The organism is Coleofasciculus chthonoplastes PCC 7420 (assembly GCF_000155555.1).
GTDB classification, from domain to species: Bacteria; Cyanobacteriota; Cyanobacteriia; order Cyanobacteriales; family Coleofasciculaceae; genus Coleofasciculus; species Coleofasciculus chthonoplastes_A.
In genome coordinates this window covers 141,315-159,361 of the sequence record NZ_DS989845.1, presented here as the reverse complement: position 1 = coordinate 159,361, position 18,047 = coordinate 141,315, and the positions used below count along the sequence as shown (strand labels likewise).

Here is an 18,047-nt window from a genome sequence, read left to right as displayed (position 1 = left end):
GGTAAAACCCGCCCCTACAACTTTCAAAACTCTTCCCATCTCCCCCATCTCCCCCATCTCCCCCATCTCCCCCATCTTCCCTATCTCTACCCTCTACTGTCTTGAAACACGGGGATGAGATACTCTGACAAAGTAAAAGCATCCACGCCCAACTCCGTGCGTTCCTGTGCGGCTAAAATTCCAGCTTTGGCGTGCCACCAAACCGCCGCCGCGACGATGGCGTCTAAGGGAAATTTAGCTGTAGCAGGCTGTGCGACTAAACCGCCAATCAGCCCCGTAAGCACATCGCCACTCCCACCACGGGCTAACGCAGGTGTACTTTCTGGCACCAACCAAACCGATCCCTGAGAATTCGCGATCGCACTTCTGGCGCCTTTTAATAAAATCACGGATCGACTCAGCACAGACGCCTTCTGTACCGCGCTTACGCGATTTGGAAGTAACTCCGCCGAATCAGGAAATAACCGCTTGAACTCACCGATATGTGGGGTTAAAACCGTCGCCCCCTGACGCCGGATTAACGTGGGAATCGTTTTCAGTTCCGCCAAACTATTTAAGCCATCGGCGTCTAAAATCAGGGGACATTCCACCCCCATTAATCCTTGTACCAAAGACTTAGCATCCAGCGTCAAACCCGGACCACAGGCGATCGCACTAAATTTACTTAAGTTTACAGAATCAGGAAGTTGTGCGATCGCGCCACTGGGGGTTTCCGGACACCCAATCACCAGCGATTCCGGCACATGACTAACTAATAACGGTTTCAGCGAATCCGGAACCGCCACAGACAGCATTCCCACCCCAGACGCCCGCGCCCCCAGTGCGGTTAAAATGGCACCGCCAGAATATTGGGTTGAGCCACAAATCAGCAGCAGATGCCCTTCCTTATATTTATAGGTAGCGGCTGAACGTTTTAACGGCAGACAATCCCGCACCATTGAGGAAGTCACCCGCATGAGTCCCGGTGATTGACCCAAAACTGCCCAAATATCCGCCAAGGGGATACCGAAATCAATTAATTCCGCCTCCCCCAGATAATCCAATCCTTGATCTTGCAGGTAAGCCTGCTTCCATAACCCCAAGCAGAATGTGCGACTTGCCCGAATTGCCGTACCCAAGACTTCCCCGGTATCCGTGTGAATTCCAGAGGGTAAATCGATACTGAGGATAGGTTGAGATAGTTGATTCAATTGCTTAACCGTATCCGCCAGATTTCCTTCGAGCGATCGCGTTTGCCCAAAGCCAAACAATCCATCAATAATTAAATCACAATCCAGCAACGGCTGAATCTGCTCATAAAAGGGAATCCCCAAACTTTCAGCATAGTGAGCATGGTGGGATGTTAGTTCCTTAAGCTTATTAATCGGACGATAAATCAGCACCTCGTAGCCCTGATACCGTAACTCTCGCGCTACCACCAAAGCATCACCACCATTATGTCCCGGACCCACTAACACGCCCACGCGCCGCGTTTGCGGGTAGGGATAAAGGGTTTGAATCCGCCTCGTAATCAACCCCGCCACCTTTTCCATCAACGCCGCGACAGGCATTCCCGCCTCAAAGATACGCCCTTCAATCTCGCGCATCTGCTCAGCGGTGACTACGATTTGTTCAATTTGTTCGCGTCGCTTTGTCAGTTGCACAGCAGTTATTCCCTATTTCGCCATCTTTGATTATTGCGCCATCAGACATGGATTGGCATCAGTCCCCTGAAAGATGAGCCATTTGAAAAATCTAAGTCCCCAGTTCCCTTCCCTGAATCAAAATTATAGGATGTAGTGACCCGATAACCCATAGCCGTAGAAATTATTGACCAGCAATTATCTAAACTATCATTAGATTAGCCACAAAATAAGCCAATGAAAACAACCAATAAATCGTCTCCAGCTTACGAACTCGACTTTTATGGATGGACACAGGAACAAGCAAAATTGCTCCAGGAACAAAAGTGGAGTCAGTTAGATATTCCCAACTTGGTTGAGGAGATAGAAGCATTGGGTAGGCAGGAACGCCAAGAGTTGGAAAATCGCTTGGGAATTTTATTAGGACATTTGCTGAAGTGGGAGTTTCAGCCTGATAACCGCTCAAGGAGTTGGTTTGCCACTATCCGGGAACAACGCCGTCGCGTCGAACGGCTGCTTAAAAAAAGTCCCAGTCTGCAACCTTACCTACCTGAAGCCCTAGAGAATGGATACCAAGATGCCTTAGATTTAGCCGTTCGCGAAACCTCTTTGAGTTACAAAACCTTTCCCTCAAAATGTCCTTATTCTCTGGATCAGATTCTCAATAACCACGTTTTTCCTGGAGAGACTTTTGAGCCAGAGGAATACAGTTAAGCCGAATATTAGACGTTTGTAGTTCGTAGTTCGTAGTAGGGGCTTTAGCCCCTGATTTTATAGGTTTCTTTTGCGTAATGCTAATCCATCAAATTTGGTGTGCCACGCCACTACTGGTGTGACACAGCTAAAATATTGGAATAGACTTTACCATTAAATCGGGCGCACGCCGTGCGCCCCTACGGTTTCCCAGCGTAAGGTTAATCTATCAAACTTGGTGTGCCACACCAGTACCATTACATTACCATCACAGAAATTCCGGGAACAGAAACGAATTAATCCGCTCGTACTCTTGTTCCAACCGTGCTTTCGCCAGTTGATAGTAATCCGAATTAACTTCTGCACTATAACACCGCCGCCCCTTGCGTAACGACACTACGGCGGCTGAACACATCCCGCCAAACGGTTCCCACACCACATCGCCAACATCGCTAGTCGCCAGAATAATCAGTTCAATTAAACGTAAAGGCTTCTGATTTCCATGAAGACATTTTGCCTGCCGATTTTTCAGGCGTTCCTTACCCCGAACTGCTGGTTCCGACCAAACATTCGTAATTCCATGACTATGATGCCATTTAGCTCGCATTTTTGACCATTGTTCCACCGACTATATCATTAATTGGGGAGGTAAACTCAGATGGAAAAGTCCATTTGTACAAGAGAATATGCCCTATTTCTGAGTCACCTCCGCTCAGCCAGAAAAGCCGCAGGGTTGACACAAGAACAAATTGCCCAATCCCTCCAGCAAACTCAGTCATTTGTAAGTAAATGTGAACGGGGTGAAAGACGTATAGATATTGTGTAACTCCGTGCATTTTGTCAAGCCATTGGAATTTCACTGAATGACTTTATTCAACATCTTGAAATCACGTTACAGGAAATAGAGCGGTAATGTGCTATCAGGAAGCTCTAGAAATTGCTACGGCTGCTTTACTCAGCTTGAGAGGGCATACTATAGATGTTCTTACCGTCTCAAGACCTAGGGATATTCAGGGAGCTATAGAGCTATCCAAAATCGTCAGTAAACTATCACCGATCATTGGCAATCTCCTAGAATATGCTATCACCCGACACTTGAATGAGACAGGAAACTGGCAAGAGGATTATCAGTAACAAACAAACTGCCATGGCTATAAATTTCAGGGGACGGAGGAGCAATTTAATCAAGCGATGCAGTTGATTCATGACTGGGGATATAAGGCACAGCAATATCGTCCTGATCCAGATTATCAAAGGCGTATCCGTCAACTGACAGGCAGTTTTCCCTACCGTATTGATACCAATTTTGCCAAGATGGATAGAATTAATTTACCTAGTTTAGAAACCTTTAAAGCTCATGTTCTAAACTCAATATATACTGGGCATTCAATTCAGTCATGGGTCAGGGCAATAAACTCACGCGATCGCACCGTCTTGCAACAATTAGTTGACCCCTCAGCCCCAATGCCTATTGAGTAATACCAATTGGGTTGAGATAAATTGATTTATCAGGGCGAATTGTACCATTATCTGCTGCCAGAGATCCAGAGTAGAGATGTTCCGGCGAAACGTCTTATACCAAATCTGGGTTAGCTACCCCCGTTATAACCTAGTCCGCGCAGGCGGACTTTGTTTGTGTAGCTGCGATTTCAATCGCCTCCTCTTGCTTAGAGTTCTAAGGGTAGAGATAGAGGACGAGTTGTCTGAATAATCTGTGAGAAAATCCCCAAAATCGCGTCCAAGTTATTCAGATAATGTTCTCCGCGCTCAATAGAAACTGTCGTTTTGACTAATTTGATAAATTTCCAAATACTTCCGGTTGTAATAACTCCATAAATACAACCAATTTCATTATTTTTGTGTTCGTTAAAAATCTGAGCCGCGAGCATCTCGGCAATACATTGGGGAATTCCTGATTTAATATTATCGTTCTTAGCTTCCACCAGTGTGACGACTGGTGCTGTCACTTCTAACTGTTTGGGCGAATGACTGAGAATAAAATCACATCTACCATTCAGTCCTCTGTCTTTATCAATATTAAAGTCAGTTCCCGAAAATAGGCTGATCTGGCGGTTGTATTTTCGGCGAACTTCGATGAGGATGGGAGTAATAATCATCTCAGAACGTGCTTTTTCCGTATTAATCTCTAATGCCAGAGGGATATTTTCCTCTAATGTTTCACTCAATAGTGGGCTAGGCGGGACAGGTTGTACTGAGTCAAAGAGTTCAACTCGCTCTTGAATAATCAGATTAAAGTCGTTCTCTAGATTTTCTAAGGTAAAATCACTGTATGACATGGTTATTTTTCACCTCTATTCCTAAATGCTATTCATCCTAATAAAAGAGAATATTTTTCTTTAGTGTTCACGACATTGAGCCTTCACATCGCTAGTCGAACATGGCGTGTGACCCTTCACAACCTTCGAGGGAATCTGGCGCTTTTGTAGGGGCGGGTTTTACTACTATCTTTTCGGTTGCACCTAGATGTGACTAAACCCGCCCAGACTTTCGCAGGTTTCTCTCGTTGGGTTACTCTACTCTTCAGGTTCTCCTAGGCGAGTACGAGAAGGCGAGAGCCGAGAGCCTACGTTCCAAGGGACTAACCTACTTGCATTGACATGCACCCAACTCGCTAACGCTCTACAATTTTCCATTGGATTGCTGAATAGGGAACACAACAATCATACCAAATCCCGGTTTACAAACCTCTTTATTATCCAGTCCGCGCAGGCGGACTTTGTTTGTGTAGCTGTGACTTCAGTCGCCGATTCTGATTTGAGTTTCAACTATAAATTTCATCGCGAATAACCTCTAAAAACGCCTTGCCAAATTTCAGATCAGGTTCCAAATAATTCCCTTCCGCCCATTCATTCCACGAACGGATAAAAATTAGCCGCTTTTCAGATTCCCTTTCCGATACCGTTTCAATCGCCTCTTGCAGATGAACTCTAAATAAATCCGGCGTTGATTTGAGAAACACTAATCCATAGATACCTGTTCTCGGCGTATTATCCCAATTCGGAAAAATACAGGGATAAGTCACAAAATACGGATGACTTCCCTTAAACGCACACTTAATCGCTTTTTCATAAGAGTAAAGTAGTGGATAATCCGAAAACTGTTTATATTTTTGGTAGAACCTCCGGGATGAAAAGGCACTCAACTTTTGCTTAACTTTAGTTAAACTCCGCTTCCCTGGGAAAATTCGGGCTGAAGCCTGCGTAAAAACATAATCCGGATTGATAACAATAGATGCATCAAACCCATTCGATTCAGGAAACCAGTATTCATGTCGGGCAACACCGATTAAATAGAGTCCCTTTAACCCAGATTTAATCGCTAAGTCTCTCCAACAGTCCGTAAATTGTTTCGGATCTGGCAACTCCTCCGGATTATAAACCAAAAATAGAGGTTTACCCTCAACTGTGATATAACGAGGGTCAGTAAACGCCTCCAAGAGGGTATAAAAATGAGTCGTATAATCTGCCAAACCAGGATAGGTTTGCTCAATTAAAACCCGATCCGGACAACCGTGCCAAATTCCCGTCCAAGTTTGATTTGCCCAAGCTAAACAAAACGGGAAATTTGGCTCACCTGATTTTAAGACCTGATTAAACGGTCGTTCTAAAACCCGCTTACCCCCAAACCAGTAATGCCAATAACAAAACCCTTCAATTCCATACTCTCTTGCCAGATCCGCTTGCGCTTGTCGGGCTTCGGGTAAACGCAAGTCATAAAATCCTAAATCAGCCGGAATTTTAGGTTGGTCGTGTCCGGGGAATAACGGCTTAGCTTTGGCAACATTTGTCCATTCTGTAAACCCTTTTCCCCAGGCTTGATCATTTTCAGGAATCGGATGAAATTGCGGCAGATAAAACGCAATTAGACGAGCTTTTGCTGATTTTAAGGGGTTGGTTGTCATTCCGGAAATGCCCTCATGGATATCATTGGCTTAATGTTAACCCCTCAGCCCCCTTCCCACCCCTCTCGTTCTCCCCTTTTTTGATCCCCCTCCCGTCCCCCTTCAAAAGGGGGAAGCCAACGGATGCTTCGCTTTTTGTTCCATGGGAGATGGCAAAGGATGCTTCGCTTTTTTTTGCAGGGAAGGGGAAGAATTCAAAGCCTCTCTCCTTGCAGGAGAGAGGTTTTCCAGATCCGGTGAAAAGTAAGGATAAGAGGAGGGTTCCGTCTCAAGGTATTACAGATGTTTGAGCTTAAGTTGACACTAATGATTTATGAACAGTCCCCTAAAGATGATAGTTAAATCATAAATTTGTGTAAATCCTGATTTGATTTATTGCACCGTGAATGGTACTTATTATCCCTTGATCCCCGTTTCCCTCCCTCCCTGGAAACTATCTGATACAATAGCGCTTACGTGTAAAAACACCCTCGATCGCGAAACGCATGAGTCAGTTAAACAACGCCTTTACCCTTTTCTTGAGTTTGCTGGTCGAAGCCATGCCATTTTTACTCATTGGCGTCTTATTTTCCGGCTTGCTGCTGTTGTTCGTCGATGAGGAACGACTGATTGCGTCTTTACCCAAGAACCCCTTCCTCGGCGCGGTTATCGGGAGTTGTGCGGGATTTTTCTTCCCGGTGTGTGAATGCGGGAATGTACCCGTGTCCCGGCGGTTACTGCTACAAGGCGCACCCGTATCGGTGTCCATCGGCTTTTTGCTAGCCGCCCCCACGATTAACCCAATTGTGATTTGGTCAACCTGGGTCGCTTTTCGGGATCAACCGGAAATTGTAGTCTTACGGGTCTTATTTTCCCTAGGTATTGCGATTATTATCGGCTGGGTCTTCAGCGTTCAAAAAGATTTGCGTCCCTTGTTGCAACAGACCGTGACCCGTTCCATGGTGATTCCCAGAGAACAAACAGTCAAACCGTCACCACAACAGGAACCAGAACCCGCCCTCCTGCAATCCGGTACATTTTTACTCGGTCAACCGGGAACTCCCCTCCGCATGGATGCAGCCGTTCTGCAAGCTTCACTCGCCGCTACCCCCGCCCGGAAGCCTTGGTCCGATCGCTGGCGTTTGTTCTTAGATAATACCGTGCAAGAGTTACGGGAGTTAGGCGCCGTGTTAATTATTGGGAGTGCGATCGCGGCGACGATTCAAGTCGCCGTTCCCCGTGAAATCATCCTCAGTTTAGGTTCGGGTCCTGTCACCTCAATTCTGGCGATGATGCTATTAGCCGCCGTCGTTTCTATATGTTCAACCGTTGACTCTTTCTTCGCCCTCGCCTTTGCTTCTACTTTTACCAGTGGTTCATTATTAGCTTTTTTGGTCTTCGGTCCGATGATCGACATCAAGGCGATCGGTTTAATGTTCTCCGTCTTTAAAGCTAGGACAATTTTTTACTTATTTGCCCTCGCCGCCCAATTAACCTTTTTGCTCACCTTAATGGTTAACTTACATTTAAGCTAGTTAGAAAGTTTTGAATGTGTAGGGGCGGGTTTCACCGATAACACTTCGGCTCAAACCACTAACTTAACTAAACCCGCCCCGACTAAATTTTGAATGAAGGAATTATTTGACGAATGACCAATGACCAATAACGAATGACCAATGATAAAAAAACAACGTCTTTTACTCCCCATCCTTGATATTATCACCCTAGGCATCTGGGGGATTTTGTTGATTCAATACTGGGTCAGTGGCGAATTACAGTTACTCATTCACCCGAATTACTTTGCCTTAGTTCTGGGAACGGGAATATTGTTGCTAGTATTGGCGGTGTTAAAAGCCATTCAAGTCATTAGTCAACTCCCACCCCGAAATCCCAAAACCATGCCGATGATGCAACATATTAGCTGGTTTCCACCGGGTTGGAGTACAGGATTACTGCTAGCCACAGCGATTCTAGGATTATTAGTCGAACCCAAAGTCTTCACCAGCCAGATAGCGATTCAACGCGGTGTCATGGAATCCTTAACCGCCACCCGCACCCAGCCTCAATCCTTCCGCAGCCTCAGCAAACCCGAAGCGCGATCGCTGATTGAATGGATTCGCACCCTGAGTGTTTATCCTGAACCTGATGAATATGCGGGTCAAGCGGTTAATGTTAAAGGGTTTGTGGTTTATCCCCAAAACCTATCCTCAAACTATTTATTAGTGACTCGCTTTGTGATTACCTGCTGTGCAGCAGATGCTTATCCAGTCAGTTTACCCGTGAAACTTCCGGAAAGTCGTAACGCTTATAAACCCGATACCTGGATACAGGTTAAAGGAACAATGATGACAGAAACATTACAAGATAAACGGCAATTGGTGATTGACGCGAGTGAGATCGAAACAGTACCTGAACCCGATAATCCTTATTATTATTAATTCTCTGAATATATAGGAACTGCCATAGCGGTTAGGACACATTCGCGTCGTAGAGACGTTCCGCCGGAACTTCTGGAATAACAGTTGGTTTGTTCTAATAGATGTGTCTACTGCTATACCATAATGGTTATTGATGAACAATTATAACATCGCGACTAATTTCTATAAAACTATGTTGATCAAACAATGTAAATAGTTGTGGTATATGATTCAAAAATAACGCTTCAAGTTCATTATTTTTAATATTACCTGTGGTGATTAGCAATAGTTTGTAAGGTTCTTGGCGCAGCATAAACGAATCACAAAAATCTCTATCTTTGGTAACAACAATCCGATTCTGTTGGATTGATATAGCATTTATCTCGGTATCAGTTGTAGCATTTTGCTGAGGTAAATCTTTGGTGTGAATTGTATCATAACCAGCAGATTGTAGAAAACGTGCCAGACGTACTGGTAGCTGGGCATCGACTAAAAATTTCATCAAGCTATGTGGTAAATGCTTTTCACCTGAGTCAATCGCGTGGCAAATTGCAAAGCGGCTAGAATATCATCCTGTTCCAAATCATCGTAGTCGGCTAAAATCTCATCGATACTCATACCAGCACTGAGCAATTCCAAGATGAATTCAACCGGGTAACGTAGTCCTCGGATGCAAGGTTTACCGTGGCAAATATTTGGATCAAGCGTGATTCGCGCTAAAAGGGTGGTTTCCATTTGTATAGAGGTTTAGTCTCAGCAATAATTGCTCTCAAGGTTTCTTCTCTGAGGATTGAACTACTAAGAGTTTATCATAGTTTATGGATATATCCCTCTTCTGTCACTTTCCGAAATTCTGACGAATTTCCGTCATTACAGCCAACGACACCTAACGAAAGAATCAGGGTTTGACCCCCATTTTTCGGAGTCTGACAGAAGAGGGATAGTAATCGATTGCTCTTTTGTAATTTCCCAGGTAATTGTAAGCACAGCCCTCTGCCTTTGCGATTCGGCGATACTCCTTCTGCCATTTTTTAGCCATATTTCTCAACCTATCACGCCTTGTTAAATTTGCTGTCTCCGGTTATCTCCCTTTTTTTACATTAGTCATACTCACTCTCCCAATCTTCCCCGTCTAGAACGGAAAACTATGTTAAATCTGGATCAGTTAAGAAATCATCGGCTGTAGCGGGAATCAAAGAAGCTATAATTTTATGGCGTTCGGCAATGGGGAGTTGTGCGATTTCACTTAAAGATGGGTGTTCTGGTTTGAGTTGTACCGATGAACTATAATAGGATGTTTTATTGACAAATTTATGTCCAATAAATTCGACAAAATCAAGGACTTATTGCTGCTTTTCAAGAGGCAATATACGTAACTGGCTTAACACAGCTTGTTCAATATCTGTAGCGTTCATTAGCGAGATTCCTATCTAGTGTCAAATAGTACCGACTTCAGGGAAGAACACGGCTAATATTATAGCAATCGCCAAGACGGTCAGGACACCATGGAATTGTAGAGACGTTCCGGTGGAACGTCTCCAAACTGCGATCACTAAACAGGGTATTTTATCCAACTCCTAGGAATCAGTTACCTGAATAATTCCACAGCCAACTCGTCCGCCAGCATTACCAGTCGGCTGACCAAAATCATCAGGCTTTTCATGAAGAATCACCGACCGATTCCCAATCGCATAATTCCCTTCAGTAAACATGAGTTTCTCAACCGTTAGACTTTTTGTCCCCGTACCATCTTCAGCAATCGTAATATTGCCTAAATCTCCCGCATGAGCATTTTCAAACCCATCTTCGGTAATTAATCCATGTTTCACATCATCGGGATTAAAATGACCGCCAGCCGCATTCCCTTGATCCGCACAATTCCCGGTTTCATGGATGTGGAAAGCACGTTCTCCCGATGGCGCATTTGTCATCGTCACTTCAATCAACATAGCGTCCGCCGTTGTGGTAAACTCAGCCTCTCCCAAGACTTCTGAGGGATCGGTTGTACTGTTGATTACGGCTGTAGCGGTGCTAGCTTGTTGTTCCGTCACTTCTTCTTGGGGTTCGGTCACAGGTTCCTCCGTCACATTGTTCGCTTGCTGACAGCCATACACAAACAGTAGTAGGCTGGAAAAAAACGCGATCGCGATAATTCTTAGGGGTCTATTAATCCAGTTCATAGCCAGTTAAGTTGTAATCTACTTCAAGATGAATCAATAGGGCTTACGCAAAAAGTCTATATGTAGGGTGTGTTAGGGTCGCGTAACGCACCTTAACCAATATACTTGGTATGGCTGCGTAAGTCCTGTACAAAAAAGTCAAATGCCAACTCTTACTAATCCTCAGACATTATCTAAAAAATGTCAATTTCCATAGATTCCACTTGAGTAACCCCAGCTGGTGGCACAAAGGTAAAGGTATCAGCAGCAACCACAGGCGATGGCACACGATCAATAATTTGTTCAGTCATCTTGAAATCTATTCCATCTGTTTTTCCACTTATTTGTATCTGCACCACTTCTGCTGTATTCGGTTCCACCAAAAATGTAAACGTAAATCCAGCTTCGCGATCCTTATAACTATAAGCATAATAATCTTGCCCTGCTCCAGTTAGGTGATTCCCTTGCAATGGCAGATACCCTTCCGTCTGAAAAACGGATTCAAGCTGTTCAATAATTCCCTCTGACGAGACTCCCCCGTTAGCAAAAAATTGCCGAAATGGGGCAAGCACCAGGAATAAACCTGAAGACAATCCAATGAAAAAGTCATCATTCGACTGTTCAAATTCTGCATAATCGCTCACAGCGTACTGCTTTAATTCTGGCTGATAAATCCACACCTGACTCCCATCAGAAACCACAATATACATCGGTTGGGCAAATTCCCCCGACTCAGGTGTAGAAATTTCAGTGCGAAACTGCTGAGGAGATTGGGCAATGGTTTTAACCAACACCGAAAATTGACCTGTAAAACCCTGTGCATCAAAACTGAATTGCATCTCAGATTCCGTTTGATAGCGTTCAGCTTGAATAAAATTAGCAACGGTTTTAGCTAAAAGACTAACATCAATTTCATCCGTCACCGGACGGTTCATTCCCGGCGCCGGATTCGACTGGGTAAGTTGATGGGGGAATTCTGAGAGTGGGACTTGAACATCCCTAGCTGTAGACCGAACCAACACCTCCTCTTCCCCGTTAGCAGTCGCTATACTAAATAATGTCCCGTTTGGGTTGATAGAGGGAAGGATACCCCAGACATTCACGGTGGCAGTTATGCCGAAAATTGTAATGGCTTTTTGCAGTCGGTTCATTGTAATAATTACTCATTATTCTTTTTACCTTAAACCAAAGCAGGCATTATGAATTATGAATTCCCTATTCCCTGTTCCCTATTCCCTGTTCCCTAACCAATGATACCCTTTGATCTGCAAGCCCCCTTTGAAGCCAAGGGCGACCAACCCCAAGCCATTTCCCGCCTAACAACGTCTCTGCAAGCGGGTAACCGTTTCCAAACCCTCCTCGGTGCCACAGGAACAGGTAAAACCTACACCGTCGCCAAAGTCATTGAACAGACGGGCAAACCCACTCTGGTACTGGCGCACAATAAAACCTTAGCCGCCCAACTCTGTAACGAGTTGCGGGACTTCTTTCCCCAGAATGCGGTGGAGTATTTTGTCTCCTACTACGACTACTACCAACCGGAAGCCTATATTCCCGTCAGTGATACCTATATTGAAAAAAGCGCCGCCATTAACGATGAAATCGATATGCTGCGCCACTCCGCCACGCGATCGCTCTTTGAACGGCGCGATGTGATTGTGGTAGCCTCGATTAGCTGTATCTATGGCTTGGGTATCCCCTCAGAATACCTCAAAGCCGCGATTCCCCTGCGAGTGGGTACAGAATTAGACCAGCGTCAACTCCTGCGAGATTTAGCCTCTGTCCAATATTCCCGCAATGACATCGAAATGGGGCGAGGACGATTCCGCGTCAAAGGAGATGTCCTAGAAATTGGACCCGCTTATGAAGACCGAATTATTCGCGTCGAATTCTTTGGCGATGAGATTGATGCTATCCGCTATGTTGACCCAGTAACGGGCGGAATTCTCCAAAGTCTCAACGCCCTCAACATTTACCCCGCCCGCCACTTTGTAACTCCCGATGACCGATTAGAAGAAGCCTGTGAAGCCATTGAAGCCGAACTCCACCAACAAATCGCCCAGTTACAAGAGGCTGGCAAATTACTCGAAGCCCAACGATTAGACCAACGCACCCGCTATGATTTAGAACTCTTGCGCGAAGTTGGATATTGTAATGGTGTAGAAAACTATTCCCGTCACCTCGCTGGACGCATGGCAGGGGAACCTCCAGAATGTTTAATTGATTATTTCCCCCAGGATTGGTTACTCGTCGTAGATGAATCTCACGTCACTGTCCCCCAAATTCGAGGGATGTACAACGGCGACCAAGCCCGAAAACGGGTATTAATTGACCATGGGTTTCGCTTACTCAGTGCAGCAGATAATCGTCCCCTAAAAGCAGAAGAATTTTGGACAAAAGTCAACCAATGTATCTTTGTTTCCGCCACTCCTGGAGATTGGGAAATTGAACAGTCCCAAGAACAAGTGGTGGAACAAGTTATTCGCCCCACAGGGGTAGTTGACCCAGAAATCTTTGTCCGTCCCACCGAAGGTCAAGTGGATGACTTATTGGCTGAAATTCAGGAACGCGCATCCAAAAAAGAACGGGTACTGGTAACAACCTTAACTAAGCGAATGGCGGAAGATTTAACCGAATATTTACAGGAACGTGGCATTCGCGTGCGTTACTTACATTCGGAAATTAATTCAATTGAACGGATTGAAATTTTACAATCATTGCGGGAGGGGGCTTTTGATGTACTCATTGGTGTGAATTTATTACGTGAGGGATTAGATTTACCAGAAGTCTCTCTAGTGGCTATTTTAGATGCCGATAAAGAAGGATTCCTCCGGGCTGCACGTTCCTTGATTCAAACCATTGGTCGGGCGGCGCGTCATGTTCGGGGACAAGCGATTCTCTATGCGGATAATCTCACCGATAGTATGGCAAAAGCGATTGATGAGACAGAACGGCGGCGGGGAATTCAATTGGCATATAACCGGATGCATGGGATTACTCCCCAACCGATTGTCAAGAAATCCAGTAATGCAATTTTGGCATTCTTAGACGTGTCGCGGCGGTTGAATCATCAACAGTTGGCAACGGTTTACGAACAAGCCGAGGATTTACCCTTAGAACAGATTCCTGAAGTCATTAGTCAATTAGAAACCCAGATGAAAGAGGCGGCGAAGAATCTGGAATTTGAGCAAGCTGCCCAATATCGCGATAAAATTAAGCATCTGCGGGATAAATTGGTGGGTCGGTAAGGGCAAGTGTAATGGTTCAACACTATAATCCTCAAATTCATCATCGACGTTCAATTCGCCTAAAATCTTATGATTATAATCAGGGGGGAGCTTATTTTGTGACAATCTGTGTTCAAAACCGTGAATGTTTACTTGGCACGATCACTAATAAAAGGCTGCAACTCAATGAATATGGCGAAATCACTGATCAGGTTTGGAACCATCTCCCCCATCATTTTGAAAACCTAGAAATTGATGCTGCCGTTATCATGCCTAATCATTTTCATGGCATCATCTGTACGGGTTTGGTCTCCAAACCCCCTAATTTCCCCAATCCCCCGAATCCCTACGTCAATTCAAAATGTTTCGATATTATTTTTTAAATGTATAATGTCCCAATTATAACGTAAAATTTAATAAACCACAGATGCAACTCAACCCGCCCAGACCAAATTTTAAGTGGTAGAACCTTAAAAACCTGACGTGATATGAAACCCCTAAACCTAATTATTCCACTATTACTTGTGAGTACGTCTGCCTGTATGGGCGTGACTGTCGAAGAGACTAGCGCCGAAATGCAGGCAAGGATAGCCAAAGCGAGAGATTGTGCTGGCTGTGACTTGAGTAAGATTGATCTCAATGGTGCAGACTTAAGCGGTGCTAACCTCAAGGAAGCCATATTAGATGGTGCCAACCTGAGTAATGCCAATTTAGCAGAAGCGGATTTGAGTGGTGCGTCTCTAGATGGTGCGAATTTGAATGGAACAAACTTCAATAGTGCCAATTTGAAAGGGGCTAATTTAAGTAATGCTTCGTTAATTAGCACAAACTTAGTTAACGCCAATTTACGCAAAGCCAAGATTAAGACTGCGAATGTTTATCTCACAAATTTTTGTGGAGCGACTATGCCCAATGGAAGTCGCTCTATGCAAGGGTGTAGTTAACCGAAATTAACTGAATCGTTAGCGCTTGTTCCCAAAAATTGAAACGTTTACAGTTTTACCCATGATTAACCTGGGCAATTTGCAAAGCGGAAAGATAGGATGTTTTTAGCCTTACTGTGGAGATCCTCTCTAAAACGTCTCTCAAACCTGAAAATAAGGACGCTCGTTGCTGCGACTCTAATTTTATGTAGGGTGATATTGTACTCAAAAGTGTCAAATACTCATCAATACTATGAGTCGTATGACAAACTAACTGTTCTGACAAAAAATTCTGGAATAAACCTGAGTTGATAAAATCGTGTTCAATTTCTTTTAGATTGGCTTCATGGGTTTCTATAGAGCCATATCTGGCAAATTTAGGAATAGATGGCGCTTGAGTTTGATAAACTTCATCGAATTGATGACAAATTTCATCATTGGGGTGCGGTGGTGTATTCCACAACATCATTATAGACCCCTTGTCTTGCAAAGCCTTAGCTGATTTTTGCACCCTGATTTCGGGTGAAACCCAATGCATTGAAGTCGCGGCAAGAATAGCGTTGAATCGCCTAGGTTCTAGCTGCCATTCTTCAAAGGTTGTATTGATAATCTCCACATTGGGATAGGCTGAACAATTGCTTTTGGCAAGTTGACACGCGGCTGGGCTTGGCTCAAGACAAACCATGGAGAAGCCTAATTCAGCAAATTCTACAGTGGCAATTCCTGGACCACATCCTATTTCTAGAATGCTCGCTTGAGCGGGAAGTTGAGCTAACTCAACAGCGCGATGGATTAGGGTTTTAGGATAGCGTGGTCGAGCTTGATCATAGACATTAGCGACATCACTGTACCAGTGTTTTCGTTGTTCTAAGGTATAGGCGTCTTTGATGCCACTACACCATACTTTGACTGATGCCGAATCTTTATCTGTCATCATACCCAATCTGTCATCATACCCATAATACCCAGGTGTGGTTAAAAAGACTACAATGGATTGTTGGATTCATCCACTTTGACGACTTGGGGATGATGTAGAAGCGCTTCTTCTGGTGTCATCTGAGCGTAAGCAATTACAATCACGTTGTCTCCAACCGCGTTCAGACGAGCCGCCGGACCATTCAAGCAGATGACACGACTTCCCCATTCCCCAGGAATGGTGTAGGTTTCCAGACGAGAGCCATTATTAACATTGACGACCTGTACTTTTTCGTAAGGTAAAATATTTGCCGCTTTTAGGAGTTCCTCATCAATGGTAATTGAGCCATCATAGTGCAGGCAGGCATCGGTTACTTTTACCCGATGCAACTTGCTTTTAAACATGGTAATCAGCATTTGAAAAAATAACTCTAATTAAATTTTACAATATCTTTATATTTATTGACTTACCCGTTTACCTACCGCTAGTAAATAGGTGAGTTAAAATTTTTTCAATTCCTGTTGCCCGTTGCCTGTTCCCTGTTCCCTGTTCCCTGTTCCCTGTGACACACCGAGCATGTTACCGAGCGTGTTACTGAGCGAAGCCGAAGTAAGTCGAGGTAAGCGATGCCCTGAGCCTGTCGAAGGGTCGAGGTGTTTCCTATTCCCTAAAAATGGGATGCACCCATCGGAGTCTTAAGCCAAACTAAAATTATGCCATTGCCAATTTAACCGCACGATTGAGTTGCTCTTGGGAAAAAGGCTTCGTCAAGTAAGCTTTAGCTCCCTGTTTCATGCCCCAAAGACGGTCAATTTCTTGATTTTTAGAGGAACAAATTATAATAGGAATGTTAGCTGTTGCCGGATGACCTTTAAGTTTTCGACACAACTCAAAACCACTCATTCCTGGCATGACAACATCTGTAATAATCACATCGGGTTTTTTGTTGGTTGCGTGAGTCACCGCCTCTTTGGGCTTAGACACTCGGATAACGGTGTGACCCCCTTCGCGCAGGTAGTTCTCGATCAGATCCATCTGACTGGCGTTGTCTTCCACTAGTAAAACTGTACTCATGTTGGCTGATTCCTATTCAGAAAAGTAGGGACAAGTGAAACCTTAGCCTCGTGATTAAAAGGTAGGATTACGTGATCTCGCGATCGCAGCATCAGTTTTCCACTCAGCCGTTTGGCTTGCGCCTCTGAATCGTTACCGACTAGAGTTGTAACCGGACAAGTGTAAAATGCAACCTGAGATCAACACGCCTACTGTTTCCATAGCGCCTCGTCTGCTGCGTTTGGCTCGCTTAAAAATGAAGATGCATTCCCAAATGAAGAGGTAATGGTTTAGGCTTCAACCGACAATCATAGCATTGGATAATCTTTGAGTGGAAGGGCATTTACGAATCTATTACAAAACGTGATCGGATCGTCATTTGTCCTTTGTCCTTTGTCCTTCATCATTGATCAGGGGTTGAGGGGCGTTTACACAACTTAATATCGTTAAGTTTATTTAGACTTACGGATTTAACTATCCTGCAAGAGTTCATCGATTAAAGATTGCAAGTCATCAATAGAGAGCGCCTCAGTTTCCTGGGCTGACTCTGTGTCCAGGTTAGCAGACGACTGGTGACGCGATCGCTGAATTAACCCTTTGAGGTGATCCTTGAGTTGCTCCCTCATTGACTCAGTTGTGGCAATAATGTGCGTTACCTGCTCGTCGGTTAAGCTAGAGGGTTCCTTCATCCCATCAATTAATTTTTTCAAGGCGTAAAACACTTGCATTAAAAATGCTTGCAACCTTTGGTCAACCTTGAGTGAACCCTGCTGTCGAATCAAATTAACACAATCCACCAAGCATAAACCAGCTTGATGAATCCCTTGGATATGAAGCGGACTAATTGGCAGCAGGTTAGCCCCACCCACAATACCACAACGAGTCGCGTGGCAGAGTTCATTCACTTGGTCTGGGTCTTTGAGCGTCCTTCGCAGATGCAGCAAATACTGCTCAATGAGTTGCAGGTGTGCTTCGGCAGCCTCAAGGTAGTAGCCTTTTATTTGCTGTAGCTGTTCTGGCTGCATAAAGAATGTCCTTGCTAGATGCCGGATTTTTCGTCGGGTATAGCATTGTGGCTAGGAATAAAGTATTAATCTATCCCTTGATCAAAAAAATAATTTTACTCTAACTTTTAG

The 18,047-nt window shown here is 44.5% G+C and carries 22 protein-coding genes; 9 read left to right on the top strand and 13 right to left on the bottom strand.

Translation table 11 applies throughout. The annotated features are described in order from the left end of the window. Window positions 1-86 precede the first annotated feature (86 nt). Window positions 87-1,637: an NAD(P)H-hydrate dehydratase gene (locus tag MC7420_RS08245; protein ID WP_157453096.1), complete on the bottom strand. Its 1,551-nt coding sequence runs from the start codon at window positions 1,635-1,637 to the stop codon at window positions 87-89. Between the two features lie 222 nt (window positions 1,638-1,859). Here MC7420_RS08245 and MC7420_RS08240 point away from each other — a divergent pair, with 222 nt between their 5' ends. Next, window positions 1,860-2,336 carry a DUF29 domain-containing protein gene (locus MC7420_RS08240; protein ID WP_006099752.1) on the top strand — a complete coding sequence of 159 codons (477 nt, stop codon included), beginning with the start codon at window positions 1,860-1,862 and terminating at the stop codon, window positions 2,334-2,336. Between the two features lie 247 nt (window positions 2,337-2,583). On the opposite strand, the gene MC7420_RS08235 is transcribed toward MC7420_RS08240, so the two are convergent. Further along, window positions 2,584-2,940, bottom strand: a complete 357-nt coding sequence (locus MC7420_RS08235) for a DNA methyltransferase (RefSeq protein WP_006099880.1) — start codon at window positions 2,938-2,940, stop codon at window positions 2,584-2,586. A 33-nt stretch (window positions 2,941-2,973) separates the two neighbouring features. On the opposite strand from MC7420_RS08235, the gene MC7420_RS36670 reads away from it, so the two are divergent. The 3 genes from MC7420_RS36670 to MC7420_RS08225 all read left to right on the top strand — a co-directional run bounded on the left by MC7420_RS36670 (window position 2,974) and on the right by MC7420_RS08225 (window position 3,794). Continuing rightward, window positions 2,974-3,141 carry a helix-turn-helix domain-containing protein gene (locus MC7420_RS36670; protein WP_006099679.1) on the top strand — a complete coding sequence of 56 codons (168 nt, stop codon included), beginning with the start codon at window positions 2,974-2,976 and terminating at the stop codon, window positions 3,139-3,141. An 86-nt stretch (window positions 3,142-3,227) separates the two neighbouring features. Continuing rightward, a complete protein-coding gene (locus MC7420_RS08230) occupies window positions 3,228-3,449 on the top strand; it encodes a hypothetical protein (RefSeq protein ID WP_006099755.1) in 222 nt (73 codons plus the stop codon). Between the two features lie 57 nt (window positions 3,450-3,506). Further along, window positions 3,507-3,794, top strand: a complete 288-nt coding sequence (locus tag MC7420_RS08225; protein ID WP_006099746.1) for a hypothetical protein — start codon at window positions 3,507-3,509, stop codon at window positions 3,792-3,794. A 188-nt stretch (window positions 3,795-3,982) separates the two neighbouring features. Here MC7420_RS08225 and MC7420_RS08220 read toward each other — a convergent pair whose 3' ends face one another. After that, window positions 3,983-4,612: a hypothetical protein gene (locus tag MC7420_RS08220; RefSeq protein WP_006099638.1), complete on the bottom strand. Its 630-nt coding sequence runs from the start codon at window positions 4,610-4,612 to the stop codon at window positions 3,983-3,985. Window positions 4,613-5,097: 485 nt separating this feature from the next. Further along, a complete protein-coding gene (locus tag MC7420_RS08215; RefSeq protein WP_006099699.1) occupies window positions 5,098-6,237 on the bottom strand; it encodes a glycosyltransferase WbsX family protein in 1,140 nt (379 codons plus the stop codon). Between the two features lie 485 nt (window positions 6,238-6,722). Here MC7420_RS08215 and MC7420_RS08210 point away from each other — a divergent pair, with 485 nt between their 5' ends. Beyond that, the gene (locus MC7420_RS08210; RefSeq protein ID WP_006099934.1) at window positions 6,723-7,751 is read left to right on the top strand and encodes a permease; all 1,029 of its coding nucleotides are present in this window, start codon (window positions 6,723-6,725) and stop codon (window positions 7,749-7,751) included. A gap of 141 nt (window positions 7,752-7,892) precedes the next feature. Further along, the gene (locus tag MC7420_RS08205; RefSeq protein WP_044205854.1) at window positions 7,893-8,654 is read left to right on the top strand and encodes a TIGR03943 family putative permease subunit; all 762 of its coding nucleotides are present in this window, start codon (window positions 7,893-7,895) and stop codon (window positions 8,652-8,654) included. Between the two features lie 127 nt (window positions 8,655-8,781). Here the strand turns inward: MC7420_RS08205 and MC7420_RS08200 are convergent, their stop codons facing one another. The 5 genes from MC7420_RS08200 to MC7420_RS08180 form a co-directional block, all read right to left on the bottom strand. After that, window positions 8,782-9,135 (bottom strand): DUF5615 family PIN-like protein, encoded by a 354-nt coding sequence (locus MC7420_RS08200; RefSeq protein WP_006099964.1) that lies wholly within the window; start codon window positions 9,133-9,135, stop codon window positions 8,782-8,784. After that, window positions 9,135-9,368: a DUF433 domain-containing protein gene (locus tag MC7420_RS08195; RefSeq protein WP_044205851.1), complete on the bottom strand. Its 234-nt coding sequence runs from the start codon at window positions 9,366-9,368 to the stop codon at window positions 9,135-9,137. The genes MC7420_RS08200 and MC7420_RS08195 overlap by 1 nt, the downstream gene beginning before the upstream one ends. A gap of 74 nt (window positions 9,369-9,442) precedes the next feature. Then, window positions 9,443-9,661, bottom strand: coding sequence for a hypothetical protein (locus tag MC7420_RS08190; RefSeq protein WP_006099683.1), 219 nt, complete (start codon window positions 9,659-9,661; stop codon window positions 9,443-9,445). Between the two features lie 549 nt (window positions 9,662-10,210). Beyond that, a complete protein-coding gene (locus tag MC7420_RS08185) occupies window positions 10,211-10,813 on the bottom strand; it encodes a superoxide dismutase family protein (protein WP_006099962.1) in 603 nt (200 codons plus the stop codon). Window positions 10,814-10,986: 173 nt separating this feature from the next. Beyond that, window positions 10,987-11,943, bottom strand: a complete 957-nt coding sequence (locus tag MC7420_RS08180; protein ID WP_006099645.1) for a LolA family protein — start codon at window positions 11,941-11,943, stop codon at window positions 10,987-10,989. A gap of 99 nt (window positions 11,944-12,042) precedes the next feature. Between MC7420_RS08180 and uvrB the strand changes: the two genes are divergently transcribed. The 3 genes from uvrB to MC7420_RS08165 all read left to right on the top strand — a co-directional run bounded on the left by uvrB (window position 12,043) and on the right by MC7420_RS08165 (window position 14,963). Further along, window positions 12,043-14,040, top strand: coding sequence for an excinuclease ABC subunit UvrB (uvrB, locus tag MC7420_RS08175; RefSeq protein WP_006099947.1), 1,998 nt, complete (start codon window positions 12,043-12,045; stop codon window positions 14,038-14,040). An 11-nt stretch (window positions 14,041-14,051) separates the two neighbouring features. Beyond that, window positions 14,052-14,402: a transposase gene (locus tag MC7420_RS08170; RefSeq protein WP_006099785.1), complete on the top strand. Its 351-nt coding sequence runs from the start codon at window positions 14,052-14,054 to the stop codon at window positions 14,400-14,402. A gap of 105 nt (window positions 14,403-14,507) precedes the next feature. Beyond that, window positions 14,508-14,963: a pentapeptide repeat-containing protein gene (locus MC7420_RS08165; protein ID WP_044205849.1), complete on the top strand. Its 456-nt coding sequence runs from the start codon at window positions 14,508-14,510 to the stop codon at window positions 14,961-14,963. A 55-nt stretch (window positions 14,964-15,018) separates the two neighbouring features. Here the strand turns inward: MC7420_RS08165 and MC7420_RS08160 are convergent, their stop codons facing one another. From MC7420_RS08160 to MC7420_RS08145, 4 genes are all read right to left on the bottom strand, one after another. Beyond that, entirely contained in the window at window positions 15,019-15,879 is an 861-nt protein-coding gene (locus tag MC7420_RS08160; RefSeq protein ID WP_006099822.1) for a class I SAM-dependent methyltransferase, read from the bottom strand. A gap of 47 nt (window positions 15,880-15,926) precedes the next feature. Beyond that, complete coding sequence (gene panD / locus MC7420_RS08155) at window positions 15,927-16,274, bottom strand: aspartate 1-decarboxylase (RefSeq protein ID WP_006099727.1); 348 nt, start codon at window positions 16,272-16,274, stop codon at window positions 15,927-15,929. 295 nt (window positions 16,275-16,569) lie between these two features. Continuing rightward, complete coding sequence (locus MC7420_RS08150) at window positions 16,570-16,932, bottom strand: response regulator (RefSeq protein WP_044205846.1); 363 nt, start codon at window positions 16,930-16,932, stop codon at window positions 16,570-16,572. A 449-nt stretch (window positions 16,933-17,381) separates the two neighbouring features. Beyond that, complete coding sequence (locus MC7420_RS08145) at window positions 17,382-17,936, bottom strand: hypothetical protein (protein WP_006099761.1); 555 nt, start codon at window positions 17,934-17,936, stop codon at window positions 17,382-17,384. Between the last annotated feature and the right edge of the window lie 111 nt (window positions 17,937-18,047).

What these genes read in the sequence shown, in the direction of transcription:
- MC7420_RS08240 (WP_006099752.1), top strand. Translation starts at nt 1,860, where the DNA reads ATGAAAACAACCAATAAATCGTCTCCAGCTTACGAACTCGACTTTTAT.
- MC7420_RS36670 (WP_006099679.1), top strand. Translation starts at nt 2,974, where the DNA reads ATGGAAAAGTCCATTTGTACAAGAGAATATGCCCTATTTCTGAGTCAC.
- MC7420_RS08230 (WP_006099755.1), top strand. Translation starts at nt 3,228, where the DNA reads ATGTGCTATCAGGAAGCTCTAGAAATTGCTACGGCTGCTTTACTCAGC.
- MC7420_RS08225 (WP_006099746.1), top strand. Translation starts at nt 3,507, where the DNA reads ATGCAGTTGATTCATGACTGGGGATATAAGGCACAGCAATATCGTCCT.
- MC7420_RS08220 (WP_006099638.1), bottom strand. Translation starts at nt 4,612, where the DNA reads ATGTCATACAGTGATTTTACCTTAGAAAATCTAGAGAACGACTTTAAT.
- MC7420_RS08215 (WP_006099699.1), bottom strand. Translation starts at nt 6,237, where the DNA reads ATGACAACCAACCCCTTAAAATCAGCAAAAGCTCGTCTAATTGCGTTT.
- MC7420_RS08210 (WP_006099934.1), top strand. Translation starts at nt 6,723, where the DNA reads ATGAGTCAGTTAAACAACGCCTTTACCCTTTTCTTGAGTTTGCTGGTC.
- MC7420_RS08205 (WP_044205854.1), top strand. Translation starts at nt 7,893, where the DNA reads ATGATAAAAAAACAACGTCTTTTACTCCCCATCCTTGATATTATCACC.
- MC7420_RS08200 (WP_006099964.1), bottom strand. Translation starts at nt 9,135, where the DNA reads ATGAAATTTTTAGTCGATGCCCAGCTACCAGTACGTCTGGCACGTTTT.
- MC7420_RS08195 (WP_044205851.1), bottom strand. Translation starts at nt 9,368, where the DNA reads ATGGAAACCACCCTTTTAGCGCGAATCACGCTTGATCCAAATATTTGC.
- MC7420_RS08190 (WP_006099683.1), bottom strand. Translation starts at nt 9,661, where the DNA reads ATGGCAGAAGGAGTATCGCCGAATCGCAAAGGCAGAGGGCTGTGCTTA.
- MC7420_RS08185 (WP_006099962.1), bottom strand. Translation starts at nt 10,813, where the DNA reads ATGAACTGGATTAATAGACCCCTAAGAATTATCGCGATCGCGTTTTTT.
- MC7420_RS08180 (WP_006099645.1), bottom strand. Translation starts at nt 11,943, where the DNA reads ATGAACCGACTGCAAAAAGCCATTACAATTTTCGGCATAACTGCCACC.
- uvrB (WP_006099947.1), top strand. Translation starts at nt 12,043, where the DNA reads ATGATACCCTTTGATCTGCAAGCCCCCTTTGAAGCCAAGGGCGACCAA.
- MC7420_RS08170 (WP_006099785.1), top strand. Translation starts at nt 14,052, where the DNA reads ATGGTTCAACACTATAATCCTCAAATTCATCATCGACGTTCAATTCGC.
- MC7420_RS08165 (WP_044205849.1), top strand. Translation starts at nt 14,508, where the DNA reads ATGAAACCCCTAAACCTAATTATTCCACTATTACTTGTGAGTACGTCT.
- MC7420_RS08160 (WP_006099822.1), bottom strand. Translation starts at nt 15,879, where the DNA reads ATGATGACAGATAAAGATTCGGCATCAGTCAAAGTATGGTGTAGTGGC.
- panD (WP_006099727.1), bottom strand. Translation starts at nt 16,274, where the DNA reads ATGCTGATTACCATGTTTAAAAGCAAGTTGCATCGGGTAAAAGTAACC.
- MC7420_RS08150 (WP_044205846.1), bottom strand. Translation starts at nt 16,932, where the DNA reads ATGAGTACAGTTTTACTAGTGGAAGACAACGCCAGTCAGATGGATCTG.
- MC7420_RS08145 (WP_006099761.1), bottom strand. Translation starts at nt 17,936, where the DNA reads ATGCAGCCAGAACAGCTACAGCAAATAAAAGGCTACTACCTTGAGGCT.